The sequence below is a fragment of the Micromonospora sp. LZ34 genome, assembly GCF_052981855.1.
Map to the genome: position 1 here is coordinate 55,307 of NZ_JBRIQN010000011.1, position 12,863 is coordinate 68,169.

Here is a 12,863-nt window from a genome sequence, read left to right on the forward strand (position 1 = left end):
CGACGGCCCGGAGCGGGCGGCCTTGTCCGGTGCCGTCCGCCGGCACGCACTAATCTTGGTGCCATGTCGAGCCCCGCCGAGCGGTACGCCGCGGCGCGCCGCCGGGCCGCGCAGGCCTCCCAATTCCCGGCGCTGGACGAGTTCGCCCTTGACCTGGGGTTCGATCTCGACGACTTCCAGCGCGAGGCGTGCCAGGCGTTGGAGCGGGGCAGCGGGGTGCTGGTCTGCGCGCCCACCGGCGCCGGCAAGACCGTGGTCGGGGAGTTCGCGGTGCACCTGGCGCTGCGCGGCACGCCCGGGCAGCCGGCCGACGGCGCCCGGCGCAAGTGCTTCTACACCACCCCGATCAAGGCGCTGTCCAACCAGAAGTACCACGACCTGGTCGACCGCTACGGCGCGGAGCAGGTCGGGCTGCTCACCGGCGACAACGCGATCAACGGCGACGCGCCGGTGGTGGTGATGACCACCGAGGTGCTGCGCAACATGCTCTACGCCGGCTCGGCCACGCTGGAGGGCCTGGCGTACGTGGTGATGGACGAGGTGCACTACCTCGCCGACCGGTTCCGCGGCGGGGTCTGGGAAGAGGTGATCATCCACCTGCCCGCCTCGGTCACCCTGGTCTCGCTCTCGGCGACCGTCTCCAACGCCGAGGAGTTCGCCGACTGGCTGGTCACCGTGCGCGGCGAGACGGCGGTGGTGGTCAGCGAGCACCGGCCGGTGCCGCTGTGGCAGCACATGCTGGTCGGCAAGCGGATGTTCGACCTTTTCCACGACGCCGACGCGGCCCGCAAGCACGACGTGCACCCGGAGCTGCTGCGCTACACCAGGGACACCATGCGCCGGCTGGAGCTGGGCGAGGGGCGCAGCGCCGGCCCGGGCGGCGGGCGGCGGGGGCCGCGCTGGCGCGGCCCGATGCGCCCGGACATCGTCGACCGGCTCGACCGGGAGGGGCTGCTGCCGGCGATCCTGTTCATCTTCAGCCGGGCCGGCTGCGCCGCCGCCGTGCAGCAGTGCCTCGCCGCCGGGCTGCGGCTCACCTCCCCGGAGGAGCGGGCCGAGATCCGCCAGGTGGTGGAGTCCCGGGTCACCGCCATCCCCGGCGAGGACCTCTCGGTCCTCGGCTACTGGGAATGGCTCGACGGGCTCGAGCGCGGGCTGGCCGCCCACCACGCGGGCATGCTGCCGGTGTTCAAGGAGGTCGTCGAGGAGCTGTTCGTGCGGGGGCTGGTCAAGGCGGTCTTCGCCACCGAGACCCTCGCCCTGGGCATCAACATGCCGGCCCGCTGTGTGGTGCTGGAGCGGCTGGTGAAGTACAACGGCGAGGCGCACGTTGACCTGACCCCGGGGGAGTACACCCAGCTCACCGGCCGGGCCGGCCGGCGCGGGATCGACGTCGAGGGGCACGCCGTGGTGGTCTGGTCCCCGGAGACCGACCCGCGGCACGTGGCCGGTCTCGCCTCCACCCGCACCTATCCGCTGCGGTCCAGCTTCCGGCCCTCGTACAACATGGCGGTGAACCTGGTCGGCACGGTCGGCGCGGAGCCGGCCCGGGCGCTGCTGGAGTCGTCGTTCGCGCAGTTCCAGGCGGACCGGTCGGTGGTCGGTCTGGCCCGGCAGGTGCAGCGCAACACCGAGACCATCGAGGCGTACGGCGCGGAGGCGGCCTGCCACCACGGTGACTTCGACGAGTACTTCGCGCTGCGGGTGGCGATCGCCGACCGGGAGCGCGCCATCGCCCGGCAGGGGCAGAGCCAGCGCAAGGCGGCGGCGGTGGCCTCGCTGGAGCGGCTGCGGGTGGGCGACGTGATCCGGGTGCCGTCCGGCCGGCGGGCCGGCCTGGCGGTGGTGCTGGATCCGGCGACCGGCGGGTTCGGTGAGCCGCGGCCGCTGGTGCTCACCCAGGACCGCTGGGCCGGGCGGGTCAGCCCCGGCGACTTCACCACCCCGGCCGAGGTGCTGGCCCGGATCCGGGTGCCCAAGCACTTCAACCACCGCTCCCCGGCCGCCCGGCGGGACCTCGCGGCCGAGGTCAGCGGCACCGGGCTGGACCGGCACGGCGGCCGGCGCGGCGGGCGGGGCCGGCAGGCGGCCGGCGAGGACCACCGGCTCGGCCAGCTCCGCGCCGAGCTGCGCGGCCACCCCTGCCACGCCTGCCCGGACCGGGAGGAGCACGCCCGCTGGGCGGAGCGGCGTCGCCGCCTGGAGCGCGACACCGAGGAGCTGCGGCAGCGGGTGGCCGGGCGGACCGGCTCGCTGGCGCGTACCTTCGACCGGATCGTCGCGCTGCTCACCGCACGCGGCTACCTGGCACCGGACGGCGCGGTGACCGACGCTGGCCGGATGCTCGGCCGGATCTGGACCGAGGCCGACCTGCTGGTCGCGGAGTGCCTGAGGCGCGGGGTGTGGGACGGGCTCTCCCCGGCCGAGCTCGCCGCCGCGGTCTCCGTGGTGGTCTTCGAGGCGCGCCGGGACGTCGACGAGCGGGCGTCGCTGCCGCGCGGCGGGGTCTCCGATGCGGTGGACGCCACCTTGAAGCTGTGGAGCGAGATCGAGGCCGACGAGGCGTCCCGCGGGCTGGCGGTGACCCGGGAGCCCGACCTGGGCTTCGCCTGGCCGATCTACCGCTGGGCCCGGGGCGAGGCGCTGGCCAAGGTGCTGGCCAGCGGCCACGAGATCGACGGGGAGATGCCCGCCGGCGACTTCGTCCGGTGGGCCCGGCAGGTGGTCGACCTGCTCGGCCAGCTCGCCGACTCCGGCGGCGCCTCCGCGGACCTGCGGTCCACCGCCCGGCAGGCGATCGGCGCCGTCAACCGGGGCGTGCTGGCCTACCACGCCGCCGCCTGACCCAGCCGGCGGCGCCCGCCGTTGACGGGCGCCGCCGCCCGGCCGCGGTGGGTACCGCGGCCGGGCGGGCGGTCAGCCGCGGGTGGCGAGGGCGTCGACCAGCCGACGGGCGGAGCCGGCCAGGTTCCACCGCTGGGCCAGCTCCAGCAGGCGCTCCGGGTCGGCCGGGGCGGTCGGCAGGTCGGTGGGCAGCTCGGGCAGCGGCACGTCGAGGGCGACCCGGACCACCTTCGGCGCCACCGCGAGGTAGTCCTGGGCGGCGGCGAGCTTGGCGCGCAGCCCGGGGGCGAAGCCAGAGTCTGGGTCGTCCAGGGCGGCCAGGATGCCGGCGATGTCGCCGTAGCGGGTCACCAGCCGGGCCGCGGTCTTCTCGCCGACGCCGGGCACGCCGGGCAGCCCGTCGCTGGGGTCGCCGCGCAGCGCGGCGAAGTCGGCGTACCGGTCGGCCGGCACCCCGTAGCGGGTCCGCACCGCGGCGTCGTCGCAGTCCTCCAGCTTGGCCACCCCGCGCCCGACGTAGAGCAGCCGCACCGGCCGGGCGTCGTCGACCAGCTGGAACAGGTCGCGGTCGCCGGAGACCACCTCGACCGGGGCGCGCTGGGTGACCGACAGGGTGCCGAGCACGTCGTCGGCCTCGTAGCCGGCCGCGCCGACGGTGGTGATGCCGATGGCGTCGAGCACCTCCAGGATCACCGGCACCTGCGGGGTGAGGGTGTCCGGCACCACCTCACCGCCCTCCGGCGCCAGCCGGTGCGCCTTGTACGACGGCAGCAGCGCCACCCGCCAGTCGGGCCGCCAGTCGTGGTCGAGCGCGCAGACCATCCGGTCCGGCCGGCGGGTGCGGATCAGGGTCGCCAGCATGTCGAGGAAGCCCCGCACGGCGTTGACGGGGCTGCCGTCCTCGGCCCGCGCGGCGGACTCGGGAATGCCGAAGTAGGCCCGGAAGTAGAGGCTGGGGGAGTCGACGAGCATGATCGGGGGTTGCTGTGCCACGTCCGACAGCCTGGCACAGCCCACCGACGATCGGGGGGACGGCCCGCCCGCCCGCCGTCAGGTCCGGTCGCCGTGCCGGTAGTAGGTCTCCCGGCGGGCCACGTACTGCAGGCCGTAGCTGACCAGCAGCAGCAGGATCGCGGCCGTCACCTCGATCCAGGCGGTGGCGCCGTCGGCGATGGTCAGGCCGACGACCAGCAGCAGCAGGCCGAGCAGCGCGAGGACGCCGGACCAGAGCAGCCGGCGACGACGTGCCGCGGCGCGGTCCGCCTCGTTGGCTGCCACCGTCATCGGTCCTTCCGTCCGTCGCCCCCGGCCCGGGCGCCCGTACCCAGGCTATCGACGCGCCGGCCGCCGGAGGGCGGAACCGGGATGCGGCCGGCCGGCGGCGGGCGCAGACTGCCCGTGTGGCGTTCCTTCCCGGCCTGACGCTGGCCCGCCGGTTCCACGACGAGGTGCTGGCGCCGATCGTGCGCCGGCGCTGCCCGGGGCTGCGGTACGCGGCCGGGCTGCTCGACGGTGGCTCCGAACTGCTCGGCCTGGACACGGCCCGGTCCACCGACCACGACTGGGGTCCGCGCGGCCAACTGTTCGTCGCGGCGGCCGACGCCGGGCGGATCCCGCAGCTGCGGGCCGGGCTCGACGCCGATCTGCCGGCGGAGTTCCTCGGCTGGCCGACCCGGTTCGCCGGTGCGGACGCCCGGCTGGGGGTCGCCGACCCGGCCGGCATCCGGCACGGGGTGAGCGTCCGCGAGCTGGGCGGCTGGTGGCACGAGCGGCTCGGCTTCGAGCCCGCCGCCGGGGTGGGCACCGCCGACTGGCTGGCCACCCCGACCCAGCGGCTGGCCGAGCTGACCGGCGGCGCGGTCTTCCACGACGGGCTCGACGGCGCGCTCACCGCGGGCCGGGCGGCGCTGGCGTGGTACCCGGACGACGTGTGGCGGCAGGTGCTCGCCGCCGGCTGGACCCGGATCGCCCAGACGGAGCACCTGCCGGGCCGCTGCGCTGAGGTCGGCGACGAGCTGGGCAGCCGGACGGTCACCGCCGGGCTGGCCCGGGACGTGATGCGGCTCGGCCTGCTGACCCAGCGCCGGTGGCCGCCGTACGACAAGTGGCTCGGCACGCTGTTCGGCCGGCTGCCGGACGCGGCGCCGGTGGTCGCGGCGCTGGTCGAGGCGCTCGGCCCGGGCGACTGGTCGCGGCGGCAGCACGGGCTGGTCCGCGCCTTGGAGGCGGTGGCCGGCTGGACCGACGCCACCGGGCTGGCCGACCCGGTGCACGCCCGGGCCCGGCCGTTCCACCGCCGGCCGTTCCTGGTGCTGGACGCCGGTCGGCTCGCCGCCGCGCTGCGTGCCGCCGTCACCGACCCGGCGCTGCGGGACCGTCCCCTGCTCGGCGCGATCGACCAGTACGTGGACAGCGTCGACGTGCTGACCCACGCCGGACGGGCCCGCCGGCTGGCCGCCGGGCTGCGCTGAACCCGCCCGGTCGGCGGCTCAGCGGCCGGCCGGCACCGGGGCGGGGTGTTCCTCGGGCTCGCGGTCGTGGTCGGTGAGGTCGCGCAGCCGCCGGACGGGGGAGAGCAGCAGCACCAGCGGCGCGCCCACCACGGCGCCGGCGAAGAGCAGCAGCGTGACCCGGGCGTCGAGGGCGGCGGCCAGGGTGCCGGCGACCAGCCCGCCGACCGGGATCGCCCCCCAGGAGACGAACCGGACCGTGGCCATCACCCGGGCCAGCAGCTCGGGCGGGCTGGCGACCTGCCGGTAGGTGCGGGTGGTCACGCTGAGCACGACCGTCCCGACGGCGAAGACGACGTTGCCGGCCGCGAACGCCAGGTACGCGGGCCAGCCCGTGCCCAGCGGGACGAGCACCGCCCCGCCGACGGTGACCCACGAGGCGAGGACCAGCGCCCGGGCGGTGCCGAGCCGGGCCGTGATCCGCGGGGTGAGCGCCGCCCCGACCAGCGCGCCGACGCCCTCGACGGCGAGCAGCACGCCGACCAGGCCGGCCGGCGCGTGCAGCTCCCGGACCAGGTAGAGCGGGTAGAGCGCGAACTGGGCGCCGCAGACGAAGTTCATCGCGGTGGCGGCCCACATGCTCGGGCCCATCACCGGGTGGTGCGCGACGAAGCGCCAGCCCTCGCGGATCATCGCTCCGACCGGCGGCCACCGGTCCGGCGCGTCGGCGCGGCGCGCGGGCAGGGTGCGCAGCAGCACCGCCGAGACGAGGTAACTGGCCGCGTCGACCAGCAGGGTCGGCACCGCGCCCAGCGCCTGCACCGCGAGCCCGCCCAGTGAGGGGCCGCTCAGCTGGGTGGCGGCGTGGGTGGCCGAGGTCAGGCTGTTGCGGGCGTGCAGCTGGTCCCGGTCGACGATGCTGGGCAGGAAGGTCATGTTGGCCACGTCGAAGAGCACGTTGGCGAAGCTGACCACCAGCGCGGTGATCACCAGGTGGGCGACGGTCAGGTGGCCCCACCACCAGGCGAGCGGGATCGACGCGACCGCCGCCGCCCGGGCCAGGTCGGCGCCGACCTGCGCGCCGCGCAGCGGCAGCCGCTGCACGATGACGCCGGCGGGTAGGCCGATCACCAGCCAGGCCACGTAGCTGGCCGCGGCGATCAGGCCCATCTCGAACGCGCTGGCGTCCAGCACGGTGAGCGCGGTCAGCGGCAGCGCGACCGCGCCGACCGCCGACCCGACCTGGCTGGTCGTGCCGGCGGTCCACCAGCGCCAGAACACCCCGGCTCGCTGTCCGACGTCCATCGCGTCCGCCCCCGTTCCGCCGAGCCAGTCAGTTCCAAACTGAAACGGACTATAGTCGGGGCGACGGTGACCGGTGAAGGGGTGGGGTGTGCGGAGGGCCGACCTGACAGTCGCGGACTGCGGCATCGCGCAGGCGCTGGGTGTCCTCGGCGACTGGTGGACGTTCCTCATCGTGCGCGACGTCGCCGGCGGCACCACCCGCTTCGACCCGCTGCAACGCGCCCTCGGGGTGAGCCGGCGGGCGCTGGCCGAGCGACTGGCCGGGCTGGTCGAGCACGGCGTGTTGGAGCGGCGGGCCTACTCGCAGCACCCGCCGCGCTTCGACTACCTGCTCACCGCCAAGGGCGAGGCGCTGCTGCCGGCGCTGATCGCGCTCCAGGACTGGGGCACCCGCCACGTGATGGGCGACGGTGGCCTGACCGCCACCGCCGCGTCGGACTCGGCCGAGGCGCGGCGGGTGCACGACCTGGTCGGCCGGCGGCTGCCCGAGGTGGTCCTGCCCGGGCCCGACGGGCGGCCGGTGGCCCCGACCGACGGGCGCCGGTGGAGCGTGCTCTACTTCTTCCCCGGCGCGTTCGCGCCCGGTGCCCGGGAACTGCCGCCGGGCTGGGGCGAGATCCCGGGCGCGACCGGCTGCACGCTGGAGTCGACCACGTACGCCGCCCGGGACGCCGACTTCCGCGCCGCCGGGGCCCGCATCGTCGGGGTCAGCACCCAGCGCCCCGACCAGCTGGCCGACTTCGTGGCGTACGCCGACCTGCCCTTCCCGCTCCTGTCCGACCAGGACGGCCGGCTCGCGGCCGGGCTGCTGCTGCCCACCTTCCGGGCCGGCGGGGTCGAGCGGTTCAAGCGGCTGAGCCTGCTGGTCGATCCGGGCGCCGTGGTCCGCGCGGTGCAGTTCCCGGTGACCGACCCGGCCGGCTCGGTGGACGAGATGCTCGACCTGGTCCGCCGCCGGTCGGACGCGGCCGGGCCGGCGGCCGGGGTGGCCTGACGGGTCGCCAACCGGCTCCGGGGTGAGCCGGGCGCGGACCCGGGTGGGGCCCCGCCAGCCGGCGGGACCCCACGACCGGCTCAGGCGGGCAGCCGCCAGACCTGGTTGGCGCCGCCGAAGCAGTCCCAGATCTGCAGCCGGGTGCCGTCGGCGGAGCTGTTGCCGGTGGCGTCGAGGCACTTGTTGGACTGCGGATTGCGCAGCGTGCCGTTGGCCTGGGCCTGCCAGACCTGGGCGCCGGTGCCGTTGCAGTCCCACAGCTGGACCTTGGCGCCGTTGGCGGTGGAGCCACTGGCCACGTCGGCGCACTTGCCGAGGGCGCGCAGGGTGCCGTCGCCGCCCACCGTCCAGCGCTGCGCGTTGGTGCCGTTGCAGGTCCAGAGCTGGATCGCGGTGCCGTTGGCGGTGCTGGCGGACGCCACGTCGACGCATTTGCCGCCGATCCCGGTGATCGGGCCGGTCCGCCCGGTCGGCGGCGGGGTGCCGCCCATGACGGTGTCGTAGATCGCGCTGACCAGCGAGGTCGAGTCGTTCCGGTCCTGGGACAGCTCCCAGTTCATCATCCCGCCGGCGTTGGTCGGCGCCCACTGGGTCTTCCGCTTGACCGTCGGTACGCCGTTGTAGCACTGCTGGACGCCGCCGACCGTGGTGCAGTCCCGGTTGGCGTTGGCCGGGTCCATGCCCACCAGAGCCGAGTAGGTGTAGTAGCCGGGCCGGCTGTAGAACGGCACGCCGAGCACCGCCTTGCCGGCCGGCAGGCCGCGCGCCTTCCACCCGTTCACGCTGTTGATCGACCAGTCGTAGTTGGCGTGTGGGCTGCCGCCGTCGTACGCCATGATGTTCAGCCAGTCGACGTGGCCGAAGACCGCGGTCGGCACGCCCTGCACGTAGTAGCCCTCGGACACCACGGCGGCGGTGAGCAGCTTGCCCCGGCTGTGCAGGGCGCTGCTCAGCTGCTGCATCAGCAGGCCGTAGTTGGTGGCCGACGCGCCCGGGTCCGGGTACTCCCAGTCCATGTCGACGCCGTCGAGGTTGTACTGGTTGACGAAGTTGACCACGTTGTTCACGAACGCGGTGCGGGTGCTGGCGTTGGCGGCGAGCGCCTCGAACGCGGAGTCGTCGCCGTTGTTCCAACCGCCGATGGCGATCGAGACCTTCACGTTGTTGGCGTGCCCGAGCGACACCAGTTGGGACAGCTTGCCCGGGTTCTCCACGGCGCGCAGGCTGCCGGTGCTGTTCGGCAGCACGAACGCGTAGTTGATGTGGGTGAGCTTGCTGTACTGGACGGCGTTGACGTCACCGCTCCAGGACGGCAGGTAGCCGACGCTCTTGAAGTTGTTCGGCAGCACGGCGGCGGCGGCCGGGGACGGCGCGGCGAGGGCCAGGCCCGCGCCGGCGGTGACCAGCGCGAGCAGGCCGGCCGCGAGGGCCGAGCGGGGACGGGGATGTGGTGAGGACATCGCGGGCCTTCCCGTGGGCGGGCGGTGGCGACCGTGCCGCCGGGCCGGTGCCCGGTGGGCCGGGTACCGGCGCGGCGTACGGATCGGAACGGGAGGGTGCGCATCCTCGGGGGAGCCAAATCTTAAAGAGTGTTAACGGTTTACGTCAATGACGGTTCTCGATGAGTGGGAGAGCGCTTTCCCGTGCCCGGGGCGGCTGGGTCACCGCCCGAACGACCGTTAAGCTGACCGGGTGGGAACCGACGAGCTCTACCCGCCGGATCGGCTGGCCGCCGCTCGGCGCGCCACCGCCGCCGCCGGCCTGGACGCGCTGCTGCTCACCCCCGGCTCCGACCTGCGCTACCTCACCGGCTACGACGCGCACGCGGGCGAGCGGCTGACCTGCCTGGTGCTGCCCGCCGAGGGCGAGGCGACGCTGATCGTGCCGACCCTGGAACGGCCCGCCGCCGAGGCCTCGCCGGCCCCGGCCACCGGGGTGCGGATCGTCGACCACGCCGACGGCACCGACCCGTACCCCCTGGTGACCGCGGCCCTCGGCGGGCCGGTCGGCGCGGTCGGGCTGGCCGACCGGATGTGGGCGGAGCAGGTGCTCGCGCTGCGCGCCACGCTGCCCGGCGCCGACCAGCGGCTCGCCGGTGAGGTGCTGCGCGAGCTGCGGATCCGCAAGTCGACCGCCGAGGTGGCGGCACTCGCCGAGGCCGGCGCGGCGATCGACGCGGTGCACGAGCGGATGGGGCAGTGGCTGCGCCCGGGGCGCACCGAGGCCGAGGTGGCCACCGACATCGCCGCGGCGATCCGCGCCGCCGGGCACGTGACCGTCGACTTCGTCATCGTCGCCGCCGGGCCGAACGGGGCCAGCCCGCACCACGGCACCTCCGACCGCCCGATCGGGGCCGGTGAGCCGGTGGTGGTCGACATCGGCGGCACCATGCCGTCGGGCTACCGCTCCGACTGCACCCGCACCTACGTCGCCGGCGGCCCGGCCCCGGCGGAGTTCTCCGAGTACTACGCGGTGCTGCACGCCGCCCAGCGCGCGGCGGTGGCCGCGGTGCGCCCCGGGATCACCGCCGAGGCGGTCGACGCCGCCGCCCGGGAGCCGATCGCCGCCGCCGGCTTCGGCGCCGCGTTCCTGCACCGGACCGGGCACGGCATCGGCCTGGACGGGCACGAGGAGCCGTACGTGTTGGCCGGCAACCCCCGGCCGCTGGAGCCCGGCATGGCGTTCTCCGTCGAGCCCGGCATCTACCTCGCCGGCCGGCACGGCGCCCGGATCGAGGACATCGTCGTCTGCACGACGGACGGCGTACAACGGCTCAACACCACCCCCACGGAGCTCATCGCGCTATGACTGTCGACCGGATCCTCCCCACCGACGAGGCCCACGACCTGCTGGACCTCGCCACCGAACTCGCCGATCGGGAGCTCGCGCCGCGGGCCGCCGGGTTCGAGGAGCGCGCCGAGTTCCCCCGGGAGGTGCTGCGTACCCTCGGCCGGGCCGGCCTGCTCGGCCTGCCCTACCCCGAGGAGCACGGCGGCGCCGCGCAGCCGTACGAGGTCTACCTCCAGGTGCTGGAGATCCTGGCCAGCCGGTGGCTCGCGGTCGCCGAGGCGGTCAGCGTGCACACCCTGTCCTGCTATCCGGTGGCCGCCTTCGGCAACGCCGAGCAGCGCAAGCTGCTGCCCGACATGATCGGCGGCGAACTGCTCGGGGCGTACTGCCTCTCCGAGCCGCAGGGTGGTTCGGACGCCGCCGCGCTGACCACCCGCGCGGTCCGCGACGGCGACGCGTACCTCGTCTCCGGCACCAAGGCGTGGATCACCCACGCCCGGGTCGCCGACTTCTACAACATCTTCTGCCGCACCGGCGGGCCCGGCCCGAAGGGCATCTCCTGCCTCCTCGCCGACCGCGGCACGCCCGGCATCCACCCACAGGCGGCCGAGCGGACGATGGGGCTGCACGCCTCCCCGGTGGCGCAGATCGCCTTCGACTCCGCCCGGGTTCCCGCCGACCGGCTGATCGGCGGGGAGGGGATGGGCTTCACCATCGCGATGTCCGCGCTGGACTCGGGCCGGCTGGGCATCGCCGCGTGCGCGGTGGGGCTGGCCCAGGCGGCGCTGGACTACGCGGTCGGCTACGCCAAGGAGCGGCAGCAGTTCGGTCGGCCGATCATCGACTTCCAGGGGCTGGGGTTCAACCTCGCCGACCTGGCCACCCAGATCTCCGCGGCCCGGGCGCTGACGCTGGCCGCGGCCCGGCTGCGCGACGCGGGCCGGCTGTACTCGATCGAGGCGGCCAAGGCGAAGCTCTTCGCCACCGACGTGGCGATGCGGGTCACCACCGACGCGGTGCAGGTGCTCGGCGGGGCGGGCTACGTGGCCGACCACCCGGTGGAACGGTACATGCGGGAGGCCAAGGTGCTGCAGATCGTCGAGGGCACCAACCAGATCCAGCGGCTGGTGATCTCCCGCGCGCTGGCCAAGGGCTGAGGCGTCGCTGACGCAGCGTCGCGCGGCCGGTGCGATGGGTCCACCGCGCCGGCGCGGGTCCGTTCGACTGCGGGCCACGTCGTCGCCGTCGGGCGGTTTTACCGGTAGGTTGCACGCCGTGGAGGAGATCGACCGCGCCATCGTCGCAGCCCTGACCGTTGACGGCCGGCTGTCGTACACGGATCTGGCGGAGAAGGTGGGCCTGTCGGTCTCCGCCGTGCACCAGCGGGTGCGCCGGCTGGAGCAGCGCGGGGTGATCAAGGGGTACGCCGCGCGGGTCTCCTTCGAGGCGCTGGACCTGCCGCTGACCGCGTTCGTGGCGATCCGGCCGTTCGACCCGTCGCAGCCGGACGACGCGCCGGAGCGGCTGGCCCACCTGCCGGAAATCGACTCCTGCTACTCGGTGGCGGGGGAGGACTTCTACCTGCTGCTGGTGCGGGTGGCCGGCCCGGCGGACCTGGAGCGGGTGCTGCAGGAGATCCGCACCGCGGCCAACGTGACCACCCGTACGACGGTGGTGCTCTCCACGCCGTACGAGGGGCGGCCGCCGAAGGTCAGTGCCGAACCCCCGGTGCGGGGACGGTCCCGGGTGCCGGGAGAGGTGGCTGGTTCCACCGCCGGATGACCTGTCGGCCGTGCTCGTGGCCGAGGGTGCTGACCGTCGCGGTGTCCAGCCGCAGTCGGCCGCCGGCCGCGGGCGGCAGCCCGATCCAGCGGGCGCCGGCCACCCGGAGGCTGTGCCCGTGCGCGACCAGCGCGACGTGACCCTTGTCCAGCAGGGGAGTGACCCGGGCCAGCACCCGGTCGAGTCGGCCGCCCACCTGCTCGGGTGACTCGCCGCCGGGGCAGCCGTCGCTCCACAGGTTCCAGTGCGGGTGGTCGGCGTGGATGTCGGCGCTGGTGCGGCCCTCGTACTCGCCGTAGTTCCACTCGGCGAGGTCGTCGTCGGTCTCGTCGACGGTGAGCCCGGCGAGCTGGGCGGTGCGCACCGCCCGCTTCCGGGGGCTGCTGAGCACCGCGATGAAGTGCCAACCGGCCAGGAACGCGCCGACCATCCGGGCCTGTCGCTCACCGTCCGGGGTGAGCTCCAGATCCGTGTACGAGGTGTGCCGGTGACTCGCGCTCCAGGTGGTCTCGCCGTGCCGGATCAGCAGGATCTCGCCCATTCGCCCAGTTAACCAGGCAGCGGTCTCCGATGTTCACCTAGTTTCCTAGGATGCCCTAGCGGGTGTGCGCCACGCGACCACGTTTCCGGTCACCGGCGACGGGCATGCACGGAGTCGAGGGGCCCGCAGGCCCCTGGATCGGCCGGAGCAGAGGAGG

11 protein-coding genes are annotated in these 12,863 nt (G+C 74.9%); 6 read left to right on the top strand and 5 right to left on the bottom strand.

Annotated features, from left to right (window positions below):
• Window positions 1-63 precede the first annotated feature (63 nt).
• Window positions 64-2,844, top strand: a complete 2,781-nt coding sequence (locus ACVCAH_RS14550; protein ID WP_447136646.1) for a DEAD/DEAH box helicase — start codon at window positions 64-66, stop codon at window positions 2,842-2,844.
• A 72-nt stretch (window positions 2,845-2,916) separates the two neighbouring features.
• Here ACVCAH_RS14550 and ACVCAH_RS14555 read toward each other — a convergent pair whose 3' ends face one another.
• Window positions 2,917-3,816: a 5'-3' exonuclease gene (locus tag ACVCAH_RS14555; protein WP_447136785.1), complete on the bottom strand. Its 900-nt coding sequence runs from the start codon at window positions 3,814-3,816 to the stop codon at window positions 2,917-2,919.
• Between the two features lie 78 nt (window positions 3,817-3,894).
• Complete coding sequence (locus ACVCAH_RS14560) at window positions 3,895-4,128, bottom strand: hypothetical protein (protein WP_447136647.1); 234 nt, start codon at window positions 4,126-4,128, stop codon at window positions 3,895-3,897.
• A gap of 116 nt (window positions 4,129-4,244) precedes the next feature.
• On the opposite strand from ACVCAH_RS14560, the gene ACVCAH_RS14565 reads away from it, so the two are divergent.
• Entirely contained in the window at window positions 4,245-5,315 is a 1,071-nt protein-coding gene (locus ACVCAH_RS14565) for a DUF4037 domain-containing protein (protein WP_447136648.1), read from the top strand.
• An 18-nt stretch (window positions 5,316-5,333) separates the two neighbouring features.
• On the opposite strand, the gene ACVCAH_RS14570 is transcribed toward ACVCAH_RS14565, so the two are convergent.
• Window positions 5,334-6,599, bottom strand: a complete 1,266-nt coding sequence (locus tag ACVCAH_RS14570; protein ID WP_447136649.1) for an MFS transporter — start codon at window positions 6,597-6,599, stop codon at window positions 5,334-5,336.
• Between the two features lie 88 nt (window positions 6,600-6,687).
• Between ACVCAH_RS14570 and ACVCAH_RS14575 the strand changes: the two genes are divergently transcribed.
• Window positions 6,688-7,593: a winged helix-turn-helix transcriptional regulator gene (locus ACVCAH_RS14575; protein ID WP_447136650.1), complete on the top strand. Its 906-nt coding sequence runs from the start codon at window positions 6,688-6,690 to the stop codon at window positions 7,591-7,593.
• 80 nt (window positions 7,594-7,673) lie between these two features.
• On the opposite strand, the gene ACVCAH_RS14580 is transcribed toward ACVCAH_RS14575, so the two are convergent.
• Window positions 7,674-9,053 carry a glycosyl hydrolase family 18 protein gene (locus ACVCAH_RS14580; protein WP_447136651.1) on the bottom strand — a complete coding sequence of 460 codons (1,380 nt, stop codon included), beginning with the start codon at window positions 9,051-9,053 and terminating at the stop codon, window positions 7,674-7,676.
• A gap of 232 nt (window positions 9,054-9,285) precedes the next feature.
• Here ACVCAH_RS14580 and ACVCAH_RS14585 point away from each other — a divergent pair, with 232 nt between their 5' ends.
• The 3 genes from ACVCAH_RS14585 (at window position 9,286) to ACVCAH_RS14595 (ending at window position 12,165) form a co-directional block, all read left to right on the top strand.
• Window positions 9,286-10,401, top strand: a complete 1,116-nt coding sequence (locus ACVCAH_RS14585; protein ID WP_447136652.1) for a M24 family metallopeptidase — start codon at window positions 9,286-9,288, stop codon at window positions 10,399-10,401.
• A complete protein-coding gene (locus ACVCAH_RS14590; protein ID WP_447136653.1) occupies window positions 10,398-11,540 on the top strand; it encodes an acyl-CoA dehydrogenase family protein in 1,143 nt (380 codons plus the stop codon). Before ACVCAH_RS14585 ends, ACVCAH_RS14590 begins: the two co-directional genes overlap by 4 nt.
• A gap of 118 nt (window positions 11,541-11,658) precedes the next feature.
• On the top strand, window positions 11,659-12,165 hold the full coding sequence (locus tag ACVCAH_RS14595; RefSeq protein WP_447136654.1) for an Lrp/AsnC family transcriptional regulator: 507 nt from the start codon (window positions 11,659-11,661) through the stop codon (window positions 12,163-12,165).
• Here the strand turns inward: ACVCAH_RS14595 and ACVCAH_RS14600 are convergent.
• The gene (locus ACVCAH_RS14600; protein WP_447136655.1) at window positions 12,095-12,706 is read right to left on the bottom strand and encodes a histidine phosphatase family protein; all 612 of its coding nucleotides are present in this window, start codon (window positions 12,704-12,706) and stop codon (window positions 12,095-12,097) included. The genes ACVCAH_RS14595 and ACVCAH_RS14600 overlap by 71 nt on opposite strands.
• Window positions 12,707-12,863: the final 157 nt, after the last annotated feature.